This is a genomic window from Micromonospora zingiberis, from assembly GCF_004331455.1.
Lineage (GTDB): Bacteria > Actinomycetota > Actinomycetes > Mycobacteriales > Micromonosporaceae > Micromonospora > Micromonospora zingiberis.
On sequence record NZ_SJJR01000002.1, the window covers coordinates 44953 to 69929 of the forward strand.

Sequence of the window (24977 nt, forward strand, 5' to 3'; positions counted from 1 at the left end):
TGGTGTGTGGTCGGTGCGCCCGCCCGGGCTCGGTGTCCCGGCCCCGGCCGGGTGAGCGCCTTAGGCGACCCTCAGGGATGTGTTCGTGACATCTTGCCTGCTGGTAACCGGGTACGCGACCCACTGTCGATGTGCTGCACACGACATCCCCGGATGCGGCGGCCGGGTGCGGTTCGGCGAGACTGGACCGTACGGGCTGGTCGGGCGCGGATCGGCCGGACGGACAGGGGAGGGCACGTGACGGGGGACACACCACCGCCAGCGGGCATGCGCCACGAGTACACAGCCGGGTCCGGGTTGATCGAGGTCGATCTGGCCGACGACTGGTGCACCCAGTTCGACCGCTGGTTCGCCGAGGCGGTGGCCGCCGGGCTGCCCGAGCCGAACGCCATGGTGGTGGGCACCGCCGACGCCGCCGGGCGGCCGAGCGCGCGGACCGTGCTGCTCAAGGGGTACGACCCGGAGGGCTTCGTCTTCTTCACCAACTACCGGTCCCGCAAGGGCACCGAACTGGCCGCCAACCCGTACGCCAGTCTGGTGTTCCCCTGGTTTCCGATGCACCGGCAGGTGATCGTGGCCGGGCCGGTGGAGCGGGTCGACCGGGCGGAGACCGAGGCGTACTTCGCCAGCCGGCCACGCGGCTCGCAGCTCGGCGCGTGGGCCAGCACCCAGTCGTCGGTGCTGCCGGATCGGCCAGCGCTGGACGACGCCTACCGGGCGGCGGCGCAGCGGTTCGCCGAGGTGGACCCGCTCCCGGCCCCGGAGAACTGGGGTGGGCTGCGGGTGCGGCCCGAATCGGTGGAGTTCTGGCAGGGGCGGGCCAGCCGGTTGCACGACCGGCTGCGGTTCCGTCGTACCGACGCCGGCTGGGTTGTGGAGCGGCTGGCCCCGTGACCGCGACCGGCACCTCCCGGCCGCGCGGGCAGCGCCGCTGGGCGATCGATCTACGCCCGCTGCGGGTGCTGGCGTACCGGCGGCTCTGGGTCGGCAACGCCATCGCGATGTTCGGCTTCCAGTTCACCGCGGTCGCCGTCCCGGTGGAGATGTACGCGCTGACCAAGGACTCGCTCTGGGTCGGGCTGCTCGGCGTGGCCGCCTTCGTACCGCTGCTGGTTTTCGGGTTGTGGGGCGGCGCGGTGGCCGACGCCCTCGACCGGCGCCGGGTGCTGCTGGGCGGTTCGGTGCTGCTCTGGTTTTCCGTGCTGGCCCTGCTGGCCCAGGCCCTGCTGGACGTCGGCAGCCCGGTGCTGCTGCTGGCCCTGGTGGCGCTGAGTTCGGTGTCGTTCGCGATCAGCGGGCCGGCCCGCGCGGCGCTGGTGGGTCGGCTGGTACCGGCCGAGTTGGTGCCGGCAGCCACCACGCTGAACTTCACCACGGCGATGGCCACCTCGGTGCTCGGGCCGTTGGCCGCCGGTCTGATCCTCGCCACCTTCGACCTCGGGGTCGCGCTGCCGCTCGCGTACGGCCTGGATGCCGCGTTGCTCGTCGCCCTGGTCTGGGCGGCGCTGCGGTTGCCCGCGATGCCGCCCGAGCCGGACCCGGACGGCGGGCCCCGGCAGGCCGGGCTGCGCAGCATCATCGACGGGGTGCGCTACCTGGCCGGCGCTCCGGTGCTGCTGCTCTCCTTCGCGATCGACCTGATCGCGATGGTGTTCGCCTTTCCCCGGGCACTCTTTCCCGAGGTGGCGACCGAGCGGTTCGGTGGCGGCGCGGCGGTCGGCTGGCTGTACAGCTCGATCGCGATCGGCTCGCTGCTCGCCGGGCTGCTGTCCGGCTGGATCGGCCGGGTCCGCCGGCAGGGACTGGTGCTGGTGGTGGCGGTTGTCGGCTGGGGCGTCGCGGTCGCGCTGGCCGGGCTGGCCCGGCAACTCTGGCTGGTCGTCGCGCTGCTGGTGCTCGCTGGCGCGGCCGACCTGGTCAGTTCGGTGGTACGGCAGTCCATGCTGATCGTGTACGCACCGGACCGGATGCGGGGACGGCTCCAGGGGGTCAACACGGTCGTGGTGGCCGGTGGGCCGCGCCTGGGTGACCTGCGGGCCGGCGGCATGGCGGCCGGCTTCGGCAGCGGGGTGGCCTGGGTGGGTGGCGGTCTGGTGGCGGCGGCGCTCGCCGTGCTGCTCGCCGTGGCGTTCCCGGCGCTGGTCCGCTACCGGGCGGCGACCCCACCGCGCGAGGCGACCGAAGCAACCGGGCCGATCGAAGCGACCGACGCGATCGAAGCGACCGACGCGATCGGAGCGACCGAGGCGACCGGAGCGACCGAGGCGACCGGGCCGAGCGGGCCTGGTGATCGTCGACCGGAGCGAGCGAACAGCGGTCCCGAGAGCTAGGGTCTGGCGACATGGATACCCGCGAGCCGCGTCCCCTGTCCGGGGCACAGTGGACCATTTCCGCCGCCGGCCACGAGGCGGTCGTCGTCGAGGTAGGCGGCGGGCTGCGAACGTACCGGCAGGACGGGGTCGAGCACCTCGACGGGTACGCCACCGACGAGTTGTGCCCCGGTTCGGCGGGTCAGGTGCTGGCGCCCTGGCCGAACCGGATCCGGGACGGCGTCTATTCCTTTGCCGGACGGTCGTGGCAGCTCAACATCACCGAACCAGAGCGGTACACCGCCCTGCACGGCCTGGTCAACTGGGCGAAGTGGGAGCTGATCGAGCAGCGGCCGGACGAGGTCATCGTCGGTTTCGACCTGCCGCCGCAGCCCGGATATCCGTGGCCGCTGCGGCTGCGGACCCGGTGGAGCGTGGGCCCGGACGGGTTGCGGGGCGACCACGACGTCACCAACATCGGCACCGAACCGGCACCCTTCGGCTTCTCGGTGCATCCGTACCTGCGGCTGCCCGGCGTACCGGTGGCGGACATCGCCATGCAGGTGCCGGGGCAGACCCGGCTGGTGCTGGACGGGCGGCTGCTGCCGGTCGGCGTGACCCCGGTGGCCGGCACAGAGTACGACTACACCGAGCCGCGCCGAATCGGCGACGCCGTGCTGGACCTCGCCTTCGGGCAGGTGGCCCGGGATGCCGACGGTGGATCCGCGGTGACGCTGCGCGGGCCGGACTCCTCAACCGGGCTGTCGATCTGGGCCGACGCCCAGTTCGGTTGGTGGCAGGTCTACACCGGGGACACGCTGACCGGTGAGCGGTACCGGCGGTCGGTGGCGGTGGAACCGATGACCTGCCCGCCGGACGCGTTCCGGTCCGGCCGGGATCTGATCATCCTGGCCCCGGGCGACACCTGGCGGGGCAGCTGGGGAATTCGGCCCGGGGTCTGAGCGGACGCGACAGGAGAGACAGGTGGAGTTCGCGGAGGTCGTCCGGCGGCGCCGGATGGTGCGCAACTACGACCCGGACCGCCCGGTCCCGCCGGCGGTGGTGGAGCGGTTGCTGGAGCACGCCGTGCGGGCCCCGTCGGCCGGGTTCTCCCAGGGCTGGGGGTTCCTGGTGTTGGAGGAGCCGGCGGACCGGGAACGCTTCTGGGCGGCCAGTACCCCGGAGGGCGGGGGCATGGAACGCTGGCTGACCGGGATGCGTCGGGCTCCGCTGATCGTGGTGCCGCACGCCAACCGCTCGGTCTACCTCGAGCGCTACGCGGAACCGGACAAGGGCTGGGCGGACCGCTCGACGGACCGCTGGCCGGTGCCGTACTGGTATGTCGACGCGGGCTTCGCTTCGCTGCTGATGATGCTGACGGCGGTCGACGAGGGGTTGGGCTCCTGCTTCTTCGGCATCCCGCCGCAGCGGCTGGATTCCTACCGGGAGGCGTTCGGCGTGCCGGAGGCGTACCACCCGATCGGTGCCCTCACCATCGGTTATCGGGCACCCGACCATCGGTCACCCTCGCTGCGTCGGGGGCGCCGTCCGGTGGACGAGGTGGTCCGCCGGGGGCGGTGGAGCTGACCCGAACTGGTGGTTTCGTCCGGTTGAGAACCGGACGGCCGGTAGCGAAACTGGCATCAGGGAGCAGAACGTGGGGTGCGGGGTGCGGCTACGCTGGCACGGACATCGGCGCCGCAGGTCGTGGCGCCATGCCGCGACCCGCGTCGGCGTCGCGGTGCGGCCCGGCCAGGGGGAGGGGAGCGTGCCGTCGTGATCTTCAGAGCGGTCCGGGACGGGCGTCCCTACCCGGAGCACAACCTGACACTCAAGCAGTGGGCGGAGATCCCGCCCCGCCCGCTGCGTCTCGACCAGCTCATCACCACCAAGCGTGAGCTGGCGCTGGACAAGCTCCTCGCGGAGGATTCCACCTTCTACGGCGACCTCTTCCCGCACGTGGTGCAGTGGAACGGTGGCCTCTACCTGGAGGACGGCCTGCACCGGGCGCTGCGCGCCGCGTTGCAGCAGCGCAACCAGATCCATGCCCGGGTGTTCGTGCTCGCCGAAGCGGTCGAGTGACGCGCAGCGCGCACTGAGCGTTCGTTAAGGTGCTGGCATGAGCCCTCTGGACCTGCTCGACCTGGACTCGTCGCTGTCCGAGGAGGAACGGCAGATCCGCGCCGTCGTGCGCCAGGTGGTCGACGACCGGGTACGCCCGCACGTCGCCGGCTGGTACGAGGCCGGTCAGGTGCCGGCCCGGGAACTCGCCCGCGAGTTCGGCAAGCTCGGGCTGCTCGGCATGCACCTGACCGGGTACGGCTGCGCCGGCTCGTCGGCCGTGGCGTACGGGCTGGCCTGCCTGGAACTGGAGGCCGGTGACTCCGGCGTCCGGTCCCTGGTGTCGGTGCAGGGATCGCTGGCCATGTACGCCATCTGGCGCTACGGCAGCGAGGCGCAGAAGCAGCACTGGCTGCCGGCGATGGCGGCCGGTGAGGCGATCGGCTGCTTCGGGCTGACCGAGCCGGACCACGGCTCCGACCCGGCGTCGATGACCACCCGGGCCCGCCGCGACGGCGACGACTGGGTGCTCACCGGCAGCAAGATGTGGATCACCAACGCGCCGATCGCGGAGGTCGGGGTGATCTGGGCGCGTACCGACGAGGGGGTGCGGGGTTTCGTCGTACCGATGGATGCGCCGGGGGTGACGGCGCGGGAGATCGGCCGCAAGATGTCGCTGCGCGCCTCGGTGACCGGTGAGATCGCGCTCGACGACGTCCGGCTGCCGGCGGACGCCCAACTGCCCGGCGCGATCGGGCTGAAGGCGCCGCTGAGCTGCCTGACCGAGGCCCGGCACGGCATCGTCTGGGGCGCCCTCGGCGCGGCCCGCGACTGCCTGGAAACCACCCTGGCGTACGCGACCACCCGCACCCAGTTCGGCCGGCCGCTGGCCGCCTTCCAACTCACCCAGGCCAAGCTCGCCGACCTGGCCGTCGAGTGGAACAAGGGCTATCTGCTGGCGCTGCAACTCGGCCGGCTGGCCGACGCCGGACGGCTGCGCCCCGAGCAGGTGAGCGTGGGCAAGCTCAACAACGTACGGGAGGCACTCGCCATCGCCCGGCAGTGCCGCACCATCCTCGGCGCCAACGGGGTCTCCGGCGACTATCCGGTCATGCGGCACGCCAACAACCTGGAGAGCGTGCTGACCTACGAGGGCACCTCGGAGATCCACCAGCTGGTGATCGGGCAGAAGCTCACCGGCATCTCCGCCTTCAGCTGACCGGATTCACGCCTCTGAGCTGCGAGAACGTCCGACTTGCCGGCTCGGCGAGCGGGTGTCGTACCGGGGGCTTACCGTCATCAACAGACAACGCGTCTGACGAGGACGGTGAGGGCGATGGCACGCGACGGCGACATCAACGAGCCCACCAGCAGGTTTCCCGACACTGACCTGCGCACGGACGACCGGTCCGACGTCCCACCCACACCACCACCGAGCGGCGGCGCGGTGCGGGCCCTGCTCTGGGTGCTCGGCGCGGCGGCGCTGGCCGTGGTGGTGCTGCTCGGCGTGCAGACCACCGGGATCCTGCCCGAGTTCCGCAACCCGTTCAGCAAGGAGCAGACCGACCGCAGCCAGCCGGCGCTGCTGGAGTCGATGCAGGACCTCAGCCGCTACGTGGCCGCCGAGGGCAACTTCCAGGTCGTGGTCGACCTCCAGAACGACCGCCGCCACGTGCCGGACTGGCTGCTCAACCAGCGCACGCTGTTCGTCGGTGCGGGCAGCGTCGAGGCGTACGTCGACTTCGGCACCCTCACCGAGGGCGCGATCGTGCAATCGGCCGACGGCAAGTCCGTCGAGATAAAGCTGCCGGCGCCGCAACTCGCCGAGACCAATCTCGACCTGGACAAGAGTTACGTGTTCGCCGAGGAGCGCGGCCTGCTCAACCGGGTCGGTGACCTGGTTGCCGGCGACCCGAACCGGCAGCAGCAGGTCTACCGGCTGGCCGAGGACCGGATCACCGCCGCGGCGCGGGAGAGCGGGTTGGCCGCCCGAGCCGAGGGGAACACCCGCAAGATGCTGGAGGGCCTGCTCACCTCCCTCGGCTTCGAGCGGGTGAGCGTCACCTACGTGGCTCCCTGATTCCGCCCGCTGCCCGGTACCGCCCGACCGACAGGTTCGGGCGGTACCGGCAGCATGCTGCCCGACGGGTCCACCGGGCCGCTCGCGCGGGCACGGTCAGTGGCCGGCGACCAGGTAACGGTCCTCGTTCGGCATGATGATCCAGAGCGCCAGGTAGATGATCACCTGGGTGCCGGGCAGCAGCAACGACAGCAGGAACAGCAGTCGGACGAGCCCCGCCGACATGCCGAAACGCTGGGCCAGGCCGGCGCAGACGCCGGCGAACATGCGCCCCTGTCGGGGCCGGACAAGCTTGCGACTCATCGTGCTACTTCCCCTCTGCGGCGACCCGCCGCTACTGCGTTCAACGCTAGGCGCCGGACCTGCCCTCACCCTCGGTCCTGAGAACGATTCCACGTCCCGCCCACCCGTAGGTACTTACCCGCCCCCCACCCACCCCACCCCTGTCTCCCCTCACCCCCTCATGCCCCACCCCCTCGCCCTCGCGCGGCCCCGGCCCCGCGTCGCCTCGCCCCGCCTCGCCCCGCCTCGCCCCGCCTCGTCGATCATGGAGTTGTCGTCGGCACACAAGGGATGCACGCGGCGAATCGCCGCCCATGGTCGAGAGAGGCGGAGGGCTTGCGGATCTTGGTGCCAAAGCGCCCCTCTGGGGGCTGTTTCGTACCAAGATCGGCGGCTGAGGTAGGGGCGAGGCGGGACGGGACGGTGGGGTGGGTGGGCGGGGGTAGGCTCGGCGGGTTGGGCGTCCTTACCTGGGCGTGCCAGGCCGGCCGCGCGACCAGGGCGGGCAGGATCGGATCGGCCGCTGACCGGCAACCCCGGCGCAGGGCGAGAAGGTGCAGTCATGATCAGTGTGTTCGACCTGTTCAGTGTGGGTATCGGGCCGTCCAGCTCGCATACCGTGGGGCCGATGCGGGCGGCGCGTACGTTCGTCGCCGGGCTGAAGGCCGACGGGCTGCTCAGCGACGTGGTCCGGGTCCGGGGCGAGCTGTTCGGGTCGCTCGGTGCCACCGGGCACGGGCACGGCAGTGACCGGGCGGTGCTGCTCGGCCTGGCCGGAGAGGTGCCGGAGTCGGTGGACACCGACACCGTCGATGGGCGGGTGGCGCAGATCCGGGCGCAGCGGCGGCTGGCGCTGCTCGGCACACACGAGATCGACTTCGACCCGGATCGTGATCTTCTGCTGCATCGTCGCCGGTCGCTGCCGTACCACCCGAACGGGATGATCTTCTCGGCGTACGACGCGAGGGGGGCCGAGGTCAGGGCGCGCACCTACTACTCGGTCGGCGGTGGGTTCGTGGTCGACGAGGCGGCGGCCGGCGCCGACCGGATCAAGCCGGACAGCACCCGGGTCCGCTATCCGTTCCTCACCGGCGCCCAACTGCTCGACGTGACCGCCTCGACCGGGCTGTCCATCAGCGAAGTGATGCTGGCCAACGAGCTGTCCTGGCGGGCCGAGGGGGATGTCCGGGCGGGGCTGCTGGACATCTGGCGGGTGATGCAGGAGTGCGTCGAGCGCGGCTGCACCCGCGACGGCACGCTGCCGGGCGGGCTGAAGGTCCGCCGCCGCGCCGCCGAGCTGCGCCGCAGCCTGGAAGCCGACGCCGCCGCCGGCCCGGGCGTCGCCGTCGGGCCGGGCGCTGCTGCTGCGTCGGGCGGTGCCGTCGCCGGGTCGGGTGCTGCTGCCGCGCCGAGTGCGGTGATGCCGTCGGGCGCTGCTGCCGCGTCGGGTGCTGCTGTCGGGTCGGGCGCTGGTGCCGCGTCGGGTGCCGTCGCCGGGTCGGGTGCTGCTGCCGCGCCGAGTGCGGTGATGCCGTCGGGCGTCGCCGCCGCGTCGGGTGCTGCTGTCGGGTCGGGCGTCGCTGTCGGGTCGGGTGCGGTGATGGCGTCGGGGGTCGCTGTTCAGTCGGGTGTCGCTGGGGATCCGCTGCACGTGATGGACTGGGTCACGCTGTTCGCCCTGGCCGTCAACGAGGAGAACGCGGCCGGCGGGCGGGTGGTGACCGCGCCGACCAACGGCGCGGCCGGGATCATTCCTGCGGTGCTGCACTACTACACGAGGTTCGTGCCGGGGGCGTCTGCCGACGGGGTGGTGCGGTTCCTGCTCGCGGCCGGCGCGATCGGGGTGTTGTTCAAGGAGAATGCCTCGATCTCCGGGGCGGAGGTGGGCTGCCAGGGCGAGGTCGGGTCGGCCTGCTCGATGGCCGCCGCCGGGCTGGCCGAGGCGCTGGGCGGCACGCCGGCCCAGGTGGAGAACGCCGCGGAGATCGGCATGGAGCACAATCTCGGGCTGACCTGCGACCCGGTGGGCGGCCTGGTGCAGATACCGTGCATCGAGCGCAACGCGGTGGCTAGCATCAAGGCGATCACCGCCGCCCGGCTGGCGCTGCGCGGTGACGGGGTGCACGCCGTCTCGCTCGACAAGGTCATCAAGACCATGCGGGAGACCGGCGCCGACATGAAGGTCAAGTACAAGGAGACGGCGCGCGGCGGCCTGGCCGTCAACGTGATCGAGTGCTGAGCGTACGGCGCATCGGCGCGCGTTCACCGGCTGCTAACCTGTCGTCCGTTCAGTAGGCGGGAGACGACGGTGACCTCTGGCGTGGGGGCGTTGTGGTCGCACCGCAACTCGCTGCGCATCCTGGTCCGGCGCGACCTGGCCGTCAAGTATCAGCAGTCGGTGCTGGGCTACCTCTGGTCGTTGATCGAGCCGCTCGGCATGGGGGCGATCTACTGGTTCGTCTTCGGCGTGCTGTACTCCCGGGACACCAATCGGCACCTGGGCGAGGCCGCCGGGTCGTATCCGCTGTTCCTGATCACCGGGATCTTCGCCTGGATGTGGACCAGTTCGGCGTTGAGCGAGGCGACCAACGCGCTGACCGGCCAGTCCCGGCTGATCACCACGATGAACGTGCCCCGGCAGGTGTTCCCGATCGGCCGGGTGGTCGGCCGGTTCGCGGAGTACGCCGCCGGCCTGCCGATCCTGGGCGGCATCGCGATCTGGTACGCCGCCGACGGGAAGGTCGAACTGGGTTGGTCGCTGCTGGCCCTGCCACTCGCCGTGCTGGTGCAGGCCACCCTGCTGATCGGGGTGGCGCTGCTGTTGTCGGCGTGGAACGTGCTGATGCGGGACGTGGAGCGGTTCATGCGGCTGGTCATCCGGGTGCTGTTCTACGCCACGCCGATCATCTACCCGCTGAGTCTGGTCCGTGACTCCGGCCTGCCGGGCTGGCTCAAACTGGGCTACGAACTCAACCCGCTGGTCGGCATCTTCCAACTGCACCACGCGGTGTGGTACCCGGACGAGTTCCCGGGGGCCCGGATGCTGGCCACCACCATCGGTCTCAGCCTGCTGCTGCTGGCCGCCGGCTGGTGGTCGTTCCGTCGGCTCGAACCCGCCGTGCTGAAGGAACTCTGATGGGCGAACCGATCATCGAGGCGGAGGATCTCGGCATCCGGTTCGTCCGCAACCGTCGCCGCCAGCTGCGGCTGCGGGAACTGCTCATCCACCGGGGCCGGCGTAGCGCGGCCGACGGCCAGTTCTGGCCGCTGCGCGACGTGTCCTTCTCGATGGCGCCGGGCGAGACCGTCGGCGTGATCGGCCGCAACGGCACCGGCAAGAGCACCCTGCTGCGGCTGATCGCCGGGGTGCTGATCCCCGACGAGGGCCGGATCCGGGTTTCCGGTGACGTCGCGCCGCTGCTGGAACTCTCCGCCGGCTTCTCCAACGACCTCACCGGGCGGGAGAACCTGTACCTGGTGGGTGGGCTGCACGGGCTGTCGTCGGACTACCTGAAACGGCACTTCGACGAGATCGTCTCGTTCGCCGGTGAGCAGGTGGAGCGGGCCATCGACACCTCGGTACGGCATTACTCGTCCGGTATGAAGGTGCGGCTCGGGTTCGCCATCATCTCCCACCTGCCGCACCCGATCCTGCTGATGGACGAGGTGACGGCGGTCGGGGACGCCGAGTTCCGCGCGAAGTGCTACACGACCATCGACCGTCTGCTCGGGGAGGGGCGCACTCTGGTGCTGGTGTCACACAACGAAAAGGACCTGACCCGGTTCTGCCGTCGAGGGCTGTACCTCGACGCGGGCCGGCTGAGCGTCGACGGCACGATCGCCGAGGCGCTGGCCGCGTACCACGACGCGGTTCCCCGGTGACGCTCGCGATCGTGCTCGCCGCCGGCTCGCCGGCCGTGAGCGGTACGGCGCTGGCCGACCGGCTGGCCGCCCAGTGGCGTACGGCCGGCGTCGCCGACGTGCGGTTCGCCGCGAGCCTGGACGAGTTGGCGGACCTGGCCGGCACGGCCGAGGGTCCGGTGGTGGTCAGTGGCGTCGACCTGGTCGCGCACACCGCCGTACTGCGGCATCTGGTGACCAGCCCGGTGGGGCCGACGGTGGCGTTGGTGCTCACCGACCCACCGGCGGGCGGGCGGGCGACCGTGCGCGAGGAGCGCGGCCAGGTGGTCGACGCGGGGCCCGCGCAGCGCCTGGACGGCGAGGCCACCGGCATCTTCGGTGGCGCGGTGCGGGTCGGTCGGGACGACGTACCGGCGTTGGTCGCCGCCGCCCGGGCCGCCGCGACCGGCCGGCTGGCCGACGTGGCCTCGGGCCACGCGGAGGCCGGCGGCCTGCGAGCCGAGCCCCCGGGGCCCGCCGTGGACCAGGTCTTCACCGGGCTCACCGCCCAGGGGGTGCTGGTTTTCGCCCACCGGGTACGCCTGCTGGTCGCCCGTCGGGTGGACGACGCGGACGCGCTGTCCGGGGCGGAGGCGGCCGTTGCCGCCGTGGACGAGGACCGGGCCGAGCTGCGGCTGTCGGTGAAGGAGAAGGACGACTTCTTCACCACGTACTTCGTCAGCACCTGGTCCCCGTACGTCACCAAGGCGGCGGCCCGGCTGGGGTTGAGCCCGACCGGGGTGACCATGCTGTCGGTGGGGTTCGCGGTGGCCGCGGCGGCGTTGTTCGCCAGCGGCGGCCGGCTTGCCCTGGTCACCGGCGGGGTGCTGCTCTATCTCGGGTTCGTGCTGGACTGCGTGGACGGTCAACTGGCCCGCTACACCCGCAACTTCAGCGCCTGGGGCGGCTGGCTGGACACCATGGCCGACCGGGCCAAGGAGTATCTGGTCTACGCCGGTCTCGGCTGGGGTGCCACGGCCGCCGGATTCCGGTACGGCTGGGCCCTCGCGATCGCCGCGATGACGTTGCAGACCGTGCGGCACATGACCGACGCGTGGTACGGCGTACTGCACGACGAGGCGGCCCGGCGGCCGAAGACCGTCGGTACGGGTGGCGGCGGCATCGGTGACCGGCTGAATGCCGCGTCCACGAAGGTGCAGGCGGACACCGGCTCGGTGTCGTACTGGCTCAAGCGCACGGTGGTCTTCCCGATCGGGGAACGGTGGGCGCTGATCGCGCTGGCCGCGGCGCTGTTCGACCAGCGGGTCGCGCTGCTGGCCGTGCTGACCTGGGGTGTGTTGGCGTTCGCGTACACCGGGGCGCTGCGTACGCTGCGGGCCCGCTGGATGTGGGTGCCGGTGCTGGACACGCTCGACGCCACCCTGCACCGCGACGACGGCCCCCTTGCCGCTCGGTTCCCGGTGGCCCGCCGACCGGGGCCGCTGGTGCTGGCGGTGCTGGCCACGTTGCCGGCGGTCGTCGCGCTCCTGAGCGTCTGGCGCTACGGCGATCGGTACCCGACGTGGAGCCTGCTGCTCGTGCTGGTGGGACTGCTCCTCGCGGCCGGCGGTGCCGGGGCGGCGCACAACGGGCCGCTGGACTGGCTGGTGCCGGCGGCGCTGCGGGCCGGCGAGTACCTGTTCGCCATCGCGGTCGGTGTGATCGGTGGTGCGCCGGCCTGGCTGATCTTCGGGTACGTCTTCGTGCTCACCCTGCACCACTACGACCTGGTGGCGCGGCTGGAGAAGCGGCAGCCGGCACCTCCGTTGCACGCGGCGACGCTCGGCTGGGAGGGCCGGTCGGTGTTGCTGGGGCTGACGGCGATTGCCGGAATCACGAGTATTGGTCTGGCTACACTCGGTATCTACCTGTTGGTGCTCTTCGTGGCGAGCGTGGTGCTGGCCTGGTTCGTCCAGCCGGCCCGGCCGGCGCGGGTGCCGGCCGGTGCCGGGGGGAGCGCGACAATCTGACGGGGGCCGGGACGATGACGCTGATCAGCTTCGTCGTCCCGGCCTTCCGAGTGCAGGGCTACCTGCGGGAATGCCTGGACTCGATCCTCGGCCAGCCGGTCACCGACATCGAGGTGATCGGGGTCGACGACTGCTCGCCGGACGCCAGCGGCGACATCCTCGCCGAGTACGCGGCCCGCGACGACCGGGTCCGGGCCGTGCGGTTGGAGCGCAACGTCGGGCTCGGCCCGGCCCGCAACGCCGGGCTGGACCGGGCGGTGGGCGAGTACGTCTGGTTCGTCGACGGCGACGACTGGCTGGTGCCGGACTGCCTGGTGGAGGTGGCCGAGCGGCTCCGCGTCACCCGGCCCGACGTGCTGCTGGTCGACCACGTCCGGGCGCACTGGGACGACACGGTCACCCGCAGCGCGATGGCCGAGGTGTTTCCGGAGCCGACCGGACCGGTCGCGTTCTCGCTGCGGGACCGACCGGAGACCCTGGAACTGCTGCACACCGCCTGGAACCGGCTGGTCCGCCGGCAGTTCCTGGCCGAGGCCGGGCTGCGTTTCGCCGCCGGTTGGTACGAGGACGTGTCGTTCAGCTATCCGGTGCTGCTGGCGGCCGACCGGATCGGCGTACTCGACACGGTCTGCGTGAACTACCGGCAGCGGCGGGCGGGGGCGATCACGAAGACCCGGGGTGAGCGGCACTTCGAGGTCTTCGAGCAGTGGCACCGGGTGTTCCACGAGCTGGACCGGCTGGGCGCCGACGACCTGCGGGCGGCGCTGTTCGAGCGGATGATGTGGCACTACCTGACGGTGCTCGGCAACGGGGACCGGATCGCCCCGGAACTGCGGCCGACCTTCTTCGCCCGGGTGGCGATCGAGCACGCCCGGTTCCGGCCGCCGGGCGGGCACCGCATCCCACCGGGGGTGGAAGGGCTCAAGCACCGGCTGGTGGCGGCGGGACAGTGGCGGACGTACCGCGCGTTACGGGCCACCAGCCGGACCGGGGAGGCGGCCCGTCGTACCGCCGGACGGGTTCGGCGCCGGGTCGTACCGCCGGCCCGGGCCAGTCTGCGGACGGCCCGGGACGTCGCGCTGTACGGCTACCACCGCGCGGAGCTGTGTCGCCCCGTCGACCCCAACCTCGCCGTGTACGCGGCCTACTGGTATCGCGGCTACGCGTGTAACCCGGCGGCGGTCTACGAGGCGGCGCGGCGGTTGGCGCCACAGATCCGGGGCGTGTGGATCGTCCGCCGGGACCGGGTGCACACCATGCCCGACGGGGTCGAGTACGTGGTGGCCGGCACGCCCGCGTACCACCGGGTGTTGGCTCGGGCCAAGTGGCTGATCAACAACGTCAACTTTCCGGACTCGGTGCGCAAGCGGCCGGGTTCGGTGCACGTGCAGACCCACCACGGCACCCCGGTCAAGGTGATGGGGTTGGACCAGCAGCGCTACCCGTTGGGTGCGGTCGGGATGGACTTCGCCGGGCTGGTGCGCCGGATGGACCGCTGGGACTTCAGCATCACCGCGAACAGCTTCTCCACCCAGATGTGGGAGCGGGCGTATCCGGCCGCGTACACCACCCTGGAGGTGGGGTACCCCCGCAACGACCGGCTGGTCAGCGCGACCACCGAGGAGGTGCTGCGGCTGCGCGCGGAGCTCGGCGCCGGTCTCGGCGAGCAGGTCGTGTTGTACGCGCCGACGCACCGGGAGCACCTGCCCGGGTACCGGCCGCCGTTCGATCCGGAACGGGTCCTCGACGCGCTCGGCCCGTCCGGGTTGCTGCTGATGCGTAGTCACTACTTCCACGACCGCAACCACCTGCGGGCGTGGCCACCGGGCGGCCGGTCCCGAATCATGGACGTCAGCTCCCATCCGCAGATCGAGGACCTCTATCTCGCGGCCGACGTGCTGATCACCGACTATTCGTCGGCGATGTTCGACTACGCGGTGCTGGACCGGCCGATCGTCATCTACGCGCCGGACTGGGACGCGTACCGGCTGACCCGGGGTGTCTACTTCGACCTCGTCGCCGAGGCGCCCGGCCCGGTGGCGCGTACCTTCGCCGAGTTGCTGGCGGTGTTGCGCACCCGGCAGCTGGGCTCCACCGCTGCCGACGAGGCGCGGGCGCGGTTCCGGCAGCGATTCTGCGGGTTGGACGACGGTCGGGCCGCCGAGCGGGTGGTCAGCCAGGTGTTTCTCCGCGATATCTCCGGCTGAGTTTGGAAATTTCAGCCGATAGCCGCTACTCGATGGAACGTAATAGGTCTGTCACGACTCGAACATGGAACGTTTACCCGATGTGCGTTCGACATGATCCTGGTCACAGTCATTGCCGGGTTCGGCCGACGAGGTGGGGGAGGAGACGGGTGACCACCGTCGCGCTCAAGGATGTCACGAAAGTCTTCCGAGATGGCACGGTCGCGGTGGACAGCGTCAGTCTCGACGTCAACGACGGCGAGTTCATGGTGCTGCTCGGGCCGTCCGGCTGCGGCAAGTCGACGGTGCTGCGCATGGTCGCCGGGCTGGAGGAACCGACCTCGGGGGCGGTGATGCTCGACGGTGAGGTGGCCAACGACCTGCCGCCCCGGGAGCGGAAGATCGCCATGGTCTTCCAGGACTTCGCGCTCTACCCGCACATGAGTGTCGGCGACAACATCGCCTTTCCACTCAAGCTGGCCGGGATCGAGCCGGCCCCGCGCGGTGAGCGGGTCGCCGACGTGGCCAGTGCCCTCGGCATCGGTGACGTGCTGGCCCGACGCCCCAGCCAGCTCTCCGGTGGGCAGCGGCAACGGGTCGCGATGGGCCGGGCCATCGTCCGCCGACCCGGCCTGTTCCTGATGGACGAACCACTCTCCAATCTGGACAGCGGCCTGCGGGCGGAACTGCGCGCGGAGATCTCCGGCCTGACCCGTGAGCTGGGCGTCACCACCATCTACGTGACGCACGACCAGGCCGAGGCGCTGACCATGGCCGACCGGGTCGCCATCATGCGCAAGGGAGTCCTCCAGGACGTGGGCACCCCGACGCAGGTGTACGGCCGGCCGGCCACCCTCTACGTCGCGGCGTTCCTGGGCAGCCCCCGGATGAACCTGCTGGAGGCGTCGGTCTACGTCCACCTCGACCGGTACGTCACCCTCACCCTCGGCGATCAAGCTCTCTACCTGCCCTGGGACGACATCCGCAGCCGCGCGGTGGCGCACTACCACGGCGAACGGATCGTGGTCGGGATGCGGGCCGAGGCGCTCACCCCGGTCGCCCCGGACTCACCCGGCGACGTCCTCCAGGGCCGGATCCGTTACCTGGAGCACCACGGCCACGAGTCGCTCGCCTTCCTCGACATCGGTGCGACCGCGATCGTGGTGGACGAGGTCGGCGCACCGGCGGACAGCGACACCCCGTTCGGCCAGCGCGGTCTGCGCCGCTTCGGCCAGGTGATGCAACGATTCACCGGCCGGGCCGCCGTGCCGGACGCGAACCCGAACAGCGGCCGGACCAGCGGCCGGACCAGCGTGCTGAACGACCCGGGACGGCACCACCGTCGCCCGGCCGAACTGGCCGTCCGCCTCGCGCCATACCCGGCGGTCTCCGCCGGTCACCCCCTCGCCATCAAGGTACGCATGGACGCCCTGCACTTCTTCGACGAGCGCGGCGACCGCATCGACGTCGGCTGGCGCTGACGCTGGTAAGGAAGGGCCCCTTATTAACGCCTAGCCCGGTGTCTCGCGGACCTTGGTACGGGACGGCCCCCATGAGGGCCGTTACGTAACAAGATCCGGGGCGGGTCCTAGCTCGGGCCGGCGAGTGGGCGGCGGTAGGGGGACCAGGCGACGAAACGGGTGAAGAGGTCGCGCGGGGTGGGGCCGTCGTCGGGGTTGAGGCGGTAGAGATCCCGGGCGGCCTCGTAGAACAGCCCGGCCAGGTAGATGGAGAGGCCGATCTCGTTGCGGCCGTACTCGACCTTGAGCAGCAGGCGGGCCATGGCGCAGGGCCACGGATGCCCGCAGGCCCGGCAGCACCACATCGGGCGCAGCGGGGTGTGCGGTTTTTCGTGCGACGGGTACGCCCGGGGCCGGTCGGCCGCCGGTCCGCCGCTCGGCTGGGGCAACTGGTGGCTGATCACGTCGGACTCCTCGCCGTACGGATGGACTCGGGCGCCGGGGCCCGTCGCGTCAGGGGGATTGAGCGCGACGGGCCCCGACCGAAATCCCCGCGATATGGCGCAATCGGGGAACTTTCTACGTGACAGTCTGGTGAGGACACCGCTACTTTCGGAAGGCGATCGCCCCCTACCAGCCCGGCTGTACGACCCGGCCGGCACCGATGTGCAGAGGTGTGCAGATGGACCGGATGCCCATGCTGGACCTGTTCGCCGGTGAGCTACGCCGGCTGCGGACCAAGGCCGGGCTCTCGCAGGAGTCACTCGGCGAGCAGATCAGCTACTCGGCTTCGTTGGTGGCGTCGGTCGAGCAGTGCCGCCGCGCACCCCGGGAGGAGTTCACCGTCCGCTGCGACGACGCCCTGCACGGCGAGGGGCTGCTGGTCCGGATCCGGGAGGCCATCCTCAAGGAGAGCCTGATGCCGTGGTTCCGCGAGTGGGTGACGATCGAGCAGGAGGCGAGCGCGCTGTGCGGCTTCGAGCCGCTGGTGGTGCCCGGCCTGCTCCAGACCGAGGGGTACGCCCGCGCGCTCTACGAGGGCGCGAGCCAACTCGTCGGCGATCAGGTCGAGCAGCCGCTGGCCGCCCGGCTCGACCGGCAGAAGGTGCTCGCCCGGCCCAACCCGCCGCTGCTGGTGGCGGTGCTCGACTACACCGTGCTGGAGCGCCCGGTCGGTGGCCCGAAGGTGATGCGGGAGCAGTTGCGGCACCTGGTCGAGGTGGGCCGCCGGATCAAGGTGCACCTGCACGTGGTGCCCAAGGGGGTCGGCGCCTACCCGGGACTCAACGGCGCCTTCGTGATCGCCACGCCGCCGGAGGGCGACGACATCGCCTACCTGGATAACCAGATGCGCGGCACCATCGTCGAGCGCACTGTGGACGTAAACTCCCTGCGGCAGAACTGGGAATCTGTCCGGGCCGAGGCGCTGCCCCACGGGGCCACCCTCAAGATGATCTCGGAGGCGGCGGAAGCATGGACCTGACCGGCGCGATCTGGCGCAAGAGCAGCCGCAGCAGCGGTAACCAGGGCAACTGCGTGGAGGTGGCCGACAACCTGGCGCGGGTGGTCGGCGTACGCGACAGCAAGGACCGGCAGGGGCCGGTGCTCACCTTCGACCCGGAGACCTGGCGGGCCTTCGTGACGTTCACCAAGGGTCACTGAGCCGCGCTTGTCGAGGTAGTTACTGGCCGGTAACGTGCCGGTATGACTATCGACTCGCGGCAGGTGGCGGCCGGCATGCTCCAGGCGGTGCCGTTCGCCCGTACGCTCGGCATCGAATTTGTCGAGGTGGCTCCCGAGGCCGACGGCGGGGTCCGGGCGGTGGTCCGGCTGCCCGACTCGCCGGCCACCCACAACCACGTCGGCGGCCCGCACGCCGGGGCGATGTTCACCCTCGGTGAGACCGCCTCCGGCGCGGTGGTGCTCGCCGCCTTCGGCCACCTGCTCGACCGCGCGACGCCGCTGGCGGTGCGCGCGGAGATCGCGTACCGCAAGCTCGCCCTCGGGCCGGTGCTGGCCACGGCGCGCCTCGGTCGCCCGGCCGCCGACGTGGTCGCGGAGCTGGACGCCGGCCAGCGTCCCGAGTTTCCGGTCACCGTCGAGATCGCCACCGAGGCGGGCAAGCCGACCTCGGAGATGACCGTGATCTGGACCCTGCGCCCGAACTGACCGCCGCGCCGGCTCGGGCGAAGTGCGTTTGTTGACCGGTGACCGTGGATAGATTGGTACGGTGCTCGGCCTGCCTGATCATGTGACCGCATGTCTCTTCGACCTGGACGGTGTGCTCACGCAGACCGCCCGGGTGCACAACGCCGCCTGGACCGAGACCTTCGACGACTTCCTGCGTCGGCACGCCGACGCCACCGGCGAGCCGTACCGGCCGTTCGATCCGGGCCCGGACTACCACCGTTACGTCGACGGGCGCCCCCGCCTCGACGGCATCCGCACGTTCCTCGCCTCGCGCGGCATCACGCTGCCGGAAGGCACGCCGGACGATCCGCCGGGCGCGCAGACCGTGCACGGCCTCGGCAACCAGAAGAACTCCCTGGTGTTGGAGCGGATCCGCAGCATGGGCGTGGACGTCTACCCCGGCTCGGTGGCGTACCTGAAGGCGGCGGCCGAGGCCGGGCTGCGCCGAGCGGTCGTCACGGCCAGCGCCAACGGCCGGGAGGTGGTCGCCGCCGCCGGGCTGGCGCCGCTGCTTCAGGAGCGGGTGGACGGGTTGACCGCACGGGCCGAGGCGCTGCGCGGCAAACCGCACCCCGACACCTTTCTCGCCGGAGCGAAGCTGCTCGGTGTCCAGCCCGAGCAGGCGGCGGTCTTCGAGGACGCCCTCGCCGGGGTGGAGGCCGGGCGGGCCGGCGGATTCGGGTACGTGGTCGGGGTGGACCGCGCCGGCCAGGCCGACGAGTTGCGGGCCCACGGCGCCGACGTGGTGGTCAACGACCTGACCGACCTGCTCGCAGCCGGACGGCTCGCGTGATCAGGGAGCGGGCCTATCCGGTCGAGCCGTGGCACATTCGGGAGACCCAGCTCGACATGGACGTGCTGGCCCAGTCCGAATCGGTCTTCGCGCTGTCCAACGGGCACGTCGGGCTGCGCGGCAACCTGGACGAGGGTGAGCCGCACGGGTTGCCCGGCACCTACCTCAACTCGTTCTACGAGCTACGCCCCCTGCCGTACGCGGAGGCCGGGTTCGGGTTTCCCGAGTCCGGTCAGACCATCGTCAACGTGACCAACGGCAAGCTGATCCGGCTGCTGGTCGATGACGAACCGCTCGACGTGCGCTACGGCGAACTGCTCGCCCACGAGCGGATCCTCGACCTACGCGCCGGCACCCTGCACCGGACGCTGCACTGGCGCTCGCCGGCCGGGCGGGAGGTCCGGGTACACAGCACCCGACTGGTCTCCTTCCGGCAGCGCTCGGTGGCCGCCATCCGCTACGAGGTGGAGGTGGCCGACGACAAGCCGCTGCGGCTGATCGTCCAGTCCGAGCTGGTGGCCAACGAGACCCTGCCGCCGCAGAGCCGCGACCCCCGGGTCGCCGCCGTGCTGGAGTCGCCGTTGCTGGCGGAGGAGGAACTGACCACCGAAGACGGCGGGCTGCTGATCCATCGGACCAAGGTCTCCGGGCTACGGGTCGCCGCCGCGATGGAGCACGAGGTCGACTCACCGGCCCACACCAGCATCGAGTCCGAGGGGTACGAGGACTGGGTGCGTACCACCGTCGGATGCGTGCTGGAACCCGGCCAGAAGCTCCGCGTGGTGAAGTACCTGACCTACGGCTGGTCCAGCCGGCGTTCCCTGCCCGCCCTGCGCGACCAGGTCGGTGCCGCCCTGGCCGCCGCCCGACTCGACGGGTGGGACGGGCTGGTCCGTGAGCAACGGGAATACCTGGACGAGTTCTGGGACGCCGCCGACGTGGATGTCGACGGTGACCCGGAGGTGCAGCAGGCCGTCCGGTTCGGACTGTTCCACGTACTCCAGGCCGGCGCTCGCGCGGAACGCCGGCCCATCTCGGCCAAGGGGCTCACCGGTCCCGGGTACGACGGGCACGCCTTCTGGGACACCGAGATGTTCGTGCTGCCGGTGTTGACGTACACCCACCCGGCCGCCGTTCGGGACGCCCTGTACTGGCGATACTCCACGTTGGAGCAGGCGCACGAGCGGGCCCGCACGCTCAACCTGGAGGGCGCGGCCTTCCCCTGGCGGACCATCCAGGGCCCGGAGTCGTCGGGCTACTGGCCGGCCGGCACCGCCGCGTTCCACATCGCAGCCGGCATCGCCGACGCGGTACGGCGCTACGTGCTGGTCAGCGGCGACCGGCAGTTGGAGCGGGAGATCGGGCTGACCCTGCTGGTGGAGACCGCCCGGCTGTGGCGCTCCCTCGGGCACCACGACCGCAACGGCCAGTTCCACATCGACGGGGTGACCGGTCCCGACGAGTACACCGCGGTCAAGAACGACAACATCTACACCAACCTGATGGCGCAGCGGAACCTGCTGGCCGCCGCAGAGGTGGTGATGCGCTACCGCGACGAGGCGTTCCACCTCGGGGTCACCGACGAGGAGGCCGCCGCGTGGCGGGACGCCGCCGCCGGCATGCACGTCCCGTACGACGAGGAAATCGACGTACATCAGCAGGTGGAAGGCTTCACCCGGTTGCAGGAGTGGGACTTCGCGCACACCCCGCAGGACAAGTACCCGCTGCTGCTGCACTACCCGTACTTCGACCTGTACCGCAAGCAGGTGGTCAAGCAGGCCGACCTGGTGCTGGCCATGCACTGGCGAGGCGACGCCTTCACCCCCGAGCAGAAGCTGCGCAACTTCCTCTACTACGAGCGGCGTACCGTCCGGGACTCGTCGCTGTCGGCCTGCACCCAGGCGGTGCTGGCGGCGGAGGTCGGCTACCACGAGTTGGCGCACAGCTATCTGCGCGAGGCCGCGCTGATGGACCTGCACGACCTGAACGAGAACACCCGCGACGGGGTGCACATGGCCTCGCTGGCCGGCGCCTGGATCGCGTTGGTCGCCGGGTTCGGTGGGCTCCGCGACCACGACGGCGTGCCCTCGTTCGCCCCCCGGCTGTCCAGCCGGATCGGCCGGCTGTCGTTCTCCCTCCAGTGGTGCGGCATGCGGCTGCGGGTGGACGTACGACCGCACCAGACGACGTACGCCCTGCACCACGCCGAACCGGACGCGGTGCTTGAGCTACGCCACTACGGCGAGCCGGTACGGGTCACCTGTGCCGAGCCGGTGACCGTACCGGTTCCGCCGCCGTCGGAGGACCTGCCGCCGCCGGAGCAGCCACCCGGCCGCGCCCCGCTGCTACGCCTGCCCGAGCACCTGTCGTAGCCGCTTGCGGCGCCGCGCCCGGCGCCCGTGTGGCGTTCCGGTGCCGGCTGTTGCCGTCGGCGGGCTGGTGCGAGCGGTCAGATCGGCTCGCCCTGGGAGGGGCGGCCGGTGGCGTCGTGGGGCGTGCGGGCTCGCGGGTCGTCGGCCGAACGCGCCTGGGCCGCCTCGTCCGCCCAGTCCCGGTCGGGCCGGGTGTCCTGTTCCCGCCGCTTGCGCTCGGCGGCCTGGTCGACGGGCTCACGGTGATGATGCGGCATGACGGTCCTCGCGATCTGGTCGCCGACGCCGTTGACGCCGGTCCGTCTGCGGTCCCCCGACGGCTACCCGAGGTCACCAGCGGCAAACGCGCGGGCAGCGGACGGGCGGTCGGGCCCCGACGGCGTGGCGGCAGCCTGGCCGGGTACCCGCCGTGGCAGGCAGCGCCGTGATCTGGAGGATGAGATGGACGTTCGGGACAGTGCGGTGACGATCCCGGCGGGGGTGGCCGACCTGCCGGCGGACCTGATGGTCCCGGCCGACCCGGTCGGGGTGGTGCTGTTCGCGCACGGCAGCGGCAGCTCCCGGCACAGCCCGCGCAACCTGGCCGTGGCGCGCTCCCTCAACGAGGGCGGGCTCGGCACCGTCCTGGTCGACCTGCTCACCGAGGCCGAGGACGAAATGGACGCGGTCACCGCCGAACTGCGGTTCGACATCGAACTGCTGGCCACCCGGCTGGCCGCGATCGTGGACTGGCTGGCCGCCGAGCAACCGTTCGGCGCGGCCCGGATCGGTCTCTTCGGAGCCAGTACGGGTGCCGCCGCCGCCCTCGTCGCCGCCACACGACGACCGGAGCAGGTGCACGCCGTGGTGTCCCGGGGCGGTCGCCCCGACCTGGCCGGCGCCGCCCTGGGTGAGGTACGCGCCCCCACCCTGCTGCTCGTCGGTGGCCTCGACGAGCAGGTGATCTCCCTCAACCAGCACGCCCTGGGTCAGCTGGCGGCCCCGGCCGACCTGCGGGTGATCCCCGGCGCGACGCACCTCTTCGAGGAGCCCGGCACCCTGGAGCAGGTCGCCGAGGCGGCTGCCGCGTGGTTCCACGACCACCTGCACCCCCAACCCACCCCCGCCTGACACCGTGCGTGCCCGTTCGCGCACGCCAGGCGAGCCCCGCCCACGGTGCGCCCCGGGCCGACTCGTCGGGGTCGGGCGAGGCGCGGGTGCACGCCGGATGTGCCGGGGGCGAGGTGCGGCTCAGGCTGGTTCGGGGCGCGGTCGGGCGGGCGGTTCGGCTGGGCCGGGGGTGGGCGGTTGCGGCGGTGCTGCTGCGGCGGCCTGTCGTTGGCGCTGCACGCTGTCGATGATCCGCCAGGCGACGGCGGCGATCGGCACCGCGACGAAGGCACCCGCGATGCCGGCGATGAGGGTGCCGGCGGTCACCGCGAGCAGGATCACCACCGGGTGTAGTCGTACCTGCCGTTTCATCACCAGCGGCTCCAGCAGGTTGCCCTCGATCTGCTGGACGGCGATCACGGCGGCCAGGGTGAGCAGGGCCGTGGTGGGACCGTCGGCGGCCAGCGCGACCAGCACCGCGACCGCACCGGCCACCGTCGCACCGATGATCGGTACGAAGCCGCCGATGAACGTGATCAAGGCCAGCGGGAACGCCAGCGGCACTCCGAGCAGAACCAGTGCCAGGCCGATGCCGACCGCGTCGATGCCCGCGATCAGCATGGTCCCCCGGCTGTACGAGCCGAGGGTGTGCCAGCCGACCCGGCCCGCCTCGGCGGCGACCTCCCGGTTCGGCCCGGTCATCCGGTCCAGCGTCCAGTGCCACATCCCCCGGCCGTCCTTCAGCAGGAAGAACAGCAGCACCAGGGCGAGCAGGGCGGAGCCGAACACCTCGGCCACGGTGCGGGCACTGGAGACCGGGTCGACCTCCTGATCGGTGACCCCCTGGCGGAGCTGGGCGAGCAGGCCGTCGAGCTGCTGGTCGGTCACCGGCAGCGTGGAGGTGATCAGTTCGCGGGTGCGTCCCAGCCCCTGCCGCAACTCGTCGCCCAACTCGCTGAACTGGACGGCGGTCAGGTTCCACACCAGCACCCCGACCCCGCCCAGGATGCCGAGCAGCAGCAGCACGGTGAGCAGGGCGGCCAGCGCGGCGGGCAGCCGCAGCCGGCGCAGCGCGAGTTGTACCGGGTCGAGCAGGGCGGCGAGGAAGAAGGTGGCGGCCAGGGCGATGGCCAGCGGCGTGACCAGCATGGTGATCCGGGCCAGCAGATAGAGCCCGGCGGCGATCACCACCAGGCAGGCGCTCCAGACCACCGCGGAGCGAACCAGCCAGGGCAGGGCCGCCCACGTCTGTCGCGGTCCGGCTTCCCGGTCCGCCGCCTTATCGGGCTCGCGCCCGGCACCCGCTGCGACCACGTCGCCCTCCTCGCCTCGGGCGAGGTCGTACCCGTCCGGCGTCGCTCCGACACCGTCGTGGCGCAGGTTTGACCGACCCGCGCGGCCACCGGGCGTCCGCCTGCGGCGCGTCGGGTCAGTACGCGGCGACCGGGGCCCGGCCGACGGCCACGGTCGGAATCTCGCGGGTCTGCTCGACCCCACCGGACGCGGCCTGCTCGACCTCGCCGAACGCGGTCAGCGGCAGCACCGACTCGTGCTGTTCGGCTGCCGGCAGGAGCGCGGAGACGGTCTCCGCCCGCAGGCTGCGCGCCGACGCGGCGGCGACCTCGGCGGCCCGCCAGGCTTCCTGCTCCCGCTCCCGAGCGGCCCGCTGCTGGGCGAAGAGGTGGTCGCGTACCGCCCGGCGCAGCACCAACTCCTGCTCGACCGGGTGCAGTCGGGGATCCCAGCCCCGGTGTGCGAAGACATCGCTGAGCTGCTCCACCGACAGTTCCCGCCGCCAGTACGCGTCCAGCGCCGCCCGGTGCAGCCAGCGCTCACGGTCGGCGTACTCGGTCGGGGTGCGTGGGGTCTGCGGCAGTGGCAGGCCGGCGGCGTCGGACAACCGGCGGACGTCCGCCTCCGCCGCCTCGTACGCCTGCCACGCCTGCTCGGCCTCGTCCTGCGCGGCCAGCCAGTCGTCACGCTGGCGGCGGGCCGTCGTCTCGGCCCGCTCGGCGGCCACCGTCACCTCCTCGGCCCAGCGGTCCTGGTCGCGCTGCCGGGCGGGCTGTTCGGACTTGCTCGGCAGGGCCGCCTCGCGGATCCGGGCACCCGCGTCGAAGCGGAGTCGCCGGGGACGCAGCAGCAGGCCGGAGACGGCGAGGGTGACAACACCCAACAGGCTCAGCCAGATGGCGGCGGCCCGGGGTACGTCGAGGAGTACGGCGGAGAGAGCGGTTCGCATCATCAGCACCTCGTGGTCGGGTGAGGGTCGTCGACTGTGCTGG

At 71.7% G+C, this 24977-nt stretch carries 22 protein-coding genes and 2 pseudogenes; 19 read left to right on the forward strand and 5 right to left on the reverse strand.

What is annotated here, in order from left to right; translation table 11 throughout:
• The first annotated feature begins 267 nt into the window (after nucleotides 1-267).
• The 7 genes and pseudogenes from pdxH to E0H26_RS03225 all read left to right on the forward strand — a co-directional run bounded on the left by pdxH (nucleotide 268) and on the right by E0H26_RS03225 (nucleotide 6450).
• Nucleotides 268-894 (forward strand): pyridoxamine 5'-phosphate oxidase, encoded by a 627-nt coding sequence (pdxH, locus tag E0H26_RS03190; RefSeq protein ID WP_131301413.1) that lies wholly within the window; start codon nucleotides 268-270, stop codon nucleotides 892-894.
• Nucleotides 891-2174, forward strand: a pseudogene (locus E0H26_RS03195) (MFS transporter); the annotation flags it as partial. The gene pdxH and the pseudogene E0H26_RS03195, both read left to right, overlap by 4 nt.
• A gap of 167 nt (nucleotides 2175-2341) precedes the next feature.
• Complete coding sequence (locus tag E0H26_RS03205; protein ID WP_131300624.1) at nucleotides 2342-3271, forward strand: aldose 1-epimerase family protein; 930 nt, start codon at nucleotides 2342-2344, stop codon at nucleotides 3269-3271.
• Between the two features lie 22 nt (nucleotides 3272-3293).
• Nucleotides 3294-3896 (forward strand): nitroreductase family protein, encoded by a 603-nt coding sequence (locus E0H26_RS03210; RefSeq protein WP_131300626.1) that lies wholly within the window; start codon nucleotides 3294-3296, stop codon nucleotides 3894-3896.
• A gap of 189 nt (nucleotides 3897-4085) precedes the next feature.
• Nucleotides 4086-4391, forward strand: coding sequence for a type II toxin-antitoxin system VapB family antitoxin (locus tag E0H26_RS03215; RefSeq protein WP_093404142.1), 306 nt, complete (start codon nucleotides 4086-4088; stop codon nucleotides 4389-4391).
• 37 nt (nucleotides 4392-4428) lie between these two features.
• Entirely contained in the window at nucleotides 4429-5589 is a 1161-nt protein-coding gene (locus tag E0H26_RS03220; RefSeq protein ID WP_131300628.1) for an acyl-CoA dehydrogenase family protein, read from the forward strand.
• A 117-nt stretch (nucleotides 5590-5706) separates the two neighbouring features.
• Nucleotides 5707-6450 (forward strand): DUF4230 domain-containing protein, encoded by a 744-nt coding sequence (locus tag E0H26_RS03225; protein WP_131300630.1) that lies wholly within the window; start codon nucleotides 5707-5709, stop codon nucleotides 6448-6450.
• 96 nt (nucleotides 6451-6546) lie between these two features.
• Here E0H26_RS03225 and E0H26_RS03230 read toward each other — a convergent pair whose 3' ends face one another.
• Nucleotides 6547-6753 (reverse strand): PspC domain-containing protein, encoded by a 207-nt coding sequence (locus E0H26_RS03230; RefSeq protein WP_131300632.1) that lies wholly within the window; start codon nucleotides 6751-6753, stop codon nucleotides 6547-6549.
• A gap of 541 nt (nucleotides 6754-7294) precedes the next feature.
• Here E0H26_RS03230 and E0H26_RS03235 point away from each other — a divergent pair.
• The 6 genes and pseudogenes from E0H26_RS03235 (at nucleotide 7295) to E0H26_RS03260 (ending at nucleotide 16269) form a co-directional block, all read left to right on the forward strand.
• The gene (locus tag E0H26_RS03235; RefSeq protein WP_131300634.1) at nucleotides 7295-8971 is read left to right on the forward strand and encodes an L-serine ammonia-lyase; all 1677 of its coding nucleotides are present in this window, start codon (nucleotides 7295-7297) and stop codon (nucleotides 8969-8971) included.
• 69 nt (nucleotides 8972-9040) lie between these two features.
• The gene (locus E0H26_RS03240; RefSeq protein ID WP_131300636.1) at nucleotides 9041-9868 is read left to right on the forward strand and encodes an ABC transporter permease; all 828 of its coding nucleotides are present in this window, start codon (nucleotides 9041-9043) and stop codon (nucleotides 9866-9868) included.
• A 140-nt stretch (nucleotides 9869-10008) separates the two neighbouring features.
• A pseudogene (locus E0H26_RS03245) lies at nucleotides 10009-10614 on the forward strand (ABC transporter ATP-binding protein); the annotation flags it as partial.
• On the forward strand, nucleotides 10611-12602 hold the full coding sequence (locus tag E0H26_RS03250; protein ID WP_131300640.1) for a DUF5941 domain-containing protein: 1992 nt from the start codon (nucleotides 10611-10613) through the stop codon (nucleotides 12600-12602). The pseudogene E0H26_RS03245 and the gene E0H26_RS03250, both read left to right, overlap by 4 nt.
• Nucleotides 12603-12616: 14 nt before the next feature.
• Nucleotides 12617-14809, forward strand: a complete 2193-nt coding sequence (locus E0H26_RS03255; protein WP_131300642.1) for a bifunctional glycosyltransferase/CDP-glycerol:glycerophosphate glycerophosphotransferase — start codon at nucleotides 12617-12619, stop codon at nucleotides 14807-14809.
• A 149-nt stretch (nucleotides 14810-14958) separates the two neighbouring features.
• On the forward strand, nucleotides 14959-16269 hold the full coding sequence (locus E0H26_RS03260; RefSeq protein ID WP_131300644.1) for an ABC transporter ATP-binding protein: 1311 nt from the start codon (nucleotides 14959-14961) through the stop codon (nucleotides 16267-16269).
• Nucleotides 16270-16376: 107 nt separating this feature from the next.
• On the opposite strand, the gene E0H26_RS03265 is transcribed toward E0H26_RS03260, so the two are convergent.
• Nucleotides 16377-16712 (reverse strand): hypothetical protein, encoded by a 336-nt coding sequence (locus E0H26_RS03265; protein ID WP_131300646.1) that lies wholly within the window; start codon nucleotides 16710-16712, stop codon nucleotides 16377-16379.
• Between the two features lie 218 nt (nucleotides 16713-16930).
• Here E0H26_RS03265 and E0H26_RS03270 point away from each other — a divergent pair, with 218 nt between their 5' ends.
• The 5 genes from E0H26_RS03270 (at nucleotide 16931) to E0H26_RS03290 (ending at nucleotide 21603) form a co-directional block, all read left to right on the forward strand.
• A complete protein-coding gene (locus tag E0H26_RS03270) occupies nucleotides 16931-17731 on the forward strand; it encodes a helix-turn-helix domain-containing protein (RefSeq protein WP_131300648.1) in 801 nt (266 codons plus the stop codon).
• A complete protein-coding gene (locus E0H26_RS03275) occupies nucleotides 17722-17910 on the forward strand; it encodes a DUF397 domain-containing protein (protein WP_131300650.1) in 189 nt (62 codons plus the stop codon). Before E0H26_RS03270 ends, E0H26_RS03275 begins: the two co-directional genes overlap by 10 nt.
• A 42-nt stretch (nucleotides 17911-17952) precedes the next feature.
• Nucleotides 17953-18417 carry a DUF4442 domain-containing protein gene (locus E0H26_RS03280; RefSeq protein ID WP_131300652.1) on the forward strand — a complete coding sequence of 155 codons (465 nt, stop codon included), beginning with the start codon at nucleotides 17953-17955 and terminating at the stop codon, nucleotides 18415-18417.
• A 61-nt stretch (nucleotides 18418-18478) separates the two neighbouring features.
• The gene (locus tag E0H26_RS03285) at nucleotides 18479-19231 is read left to right on the forward strand and encodes an HAD family hydrolase (RefSeq protein ID WP_131300654.1); all 753 of its coding nucleotides are present in this window, start codon (nucleotides 18479-18481) and stop codon (nucleotides 19229-19231) included.
• Nucleotides 19228-21603: a glycoside hydrolase family 65 protein gene (locus tag E0H26_RS03290; protein WP_131300656.1), complete on the forward strand. Its 2376-nt coding sequence runs from the start codon at nucleotides 19228-19230 to the stop codon at nucleotides 21601-21603. Before E0H26_RS03285 ends, E0H26_RS03290 begins: the two co-directional genes overlap by 4 nt.
• Nucleotides 21604-21680: 77 nt before the next feature.
• Here the strand turns inward: E0H26_RS03290 and E0H26_RS03295 are convergent, their stop codons facing one another.
• Complete coding sequence (locus E0H26_RS03295) at nucleotides 21681-21860, reverse strand: hypothetical protein (RefSeq protein WP_131300658.1); 180 nt, start codon at nucleotides 21858-21860, stop codon at nucleotides 21681-21683.
• Between the two features lie 184 nt (nucleotides 21861-22044).
• Here E0H26_RS03295 and E0H26_RS03300 point away from each other — a divergent pair, with 184 nt between their 5' ends.
• On the forward strand, nucleotides 22045-22713 hold the full coding sequence (locus tag E0H26_RS03300; protein ID WP_131300660.1) for a dienelactone hydrolase family protein: 669 nt from the start codon (nucleotides 22045-22047) through the stop codon (nucleotides 22711-22713).
• A 120-nt stretch (nucleotides 22714-22833) separates the two neighbouring features.
• Here E0H26_RS03300 and E0H26_RS03305 read toward each other — a convergent pair whose 3' ends face one another.
• Both E0H26_RS03305 and E0H26_RS03310 read right to left on the reverse strand, forming a co-directional pair.
• Nucleotides 22834-24006, reverse strand: coding sequence for an AI-2E family transporter (locus E0H26_RS03305; protein WP_131300662.1), 1173 nt, complete (start codon nucleotides 24004-24006; stop codon nucleotides 22834-22836).
• A gap of 115 nt (nucleotides 24007-24121) precedes the next feature.
• Nucleotides 24122-24937 (reverse strand): hypothetical protein, encoded by an 816-nt coding sequence (locus tag E0H26_RS03310; RefSeq protein ID WP_240741994.1) that lies wholly within the window; start codon nucleotides 24935-24937, stop codon nucleotides 24122-24124.
• Nucleotides 24938-24977 lie beyond the last annotated feature (40 nt).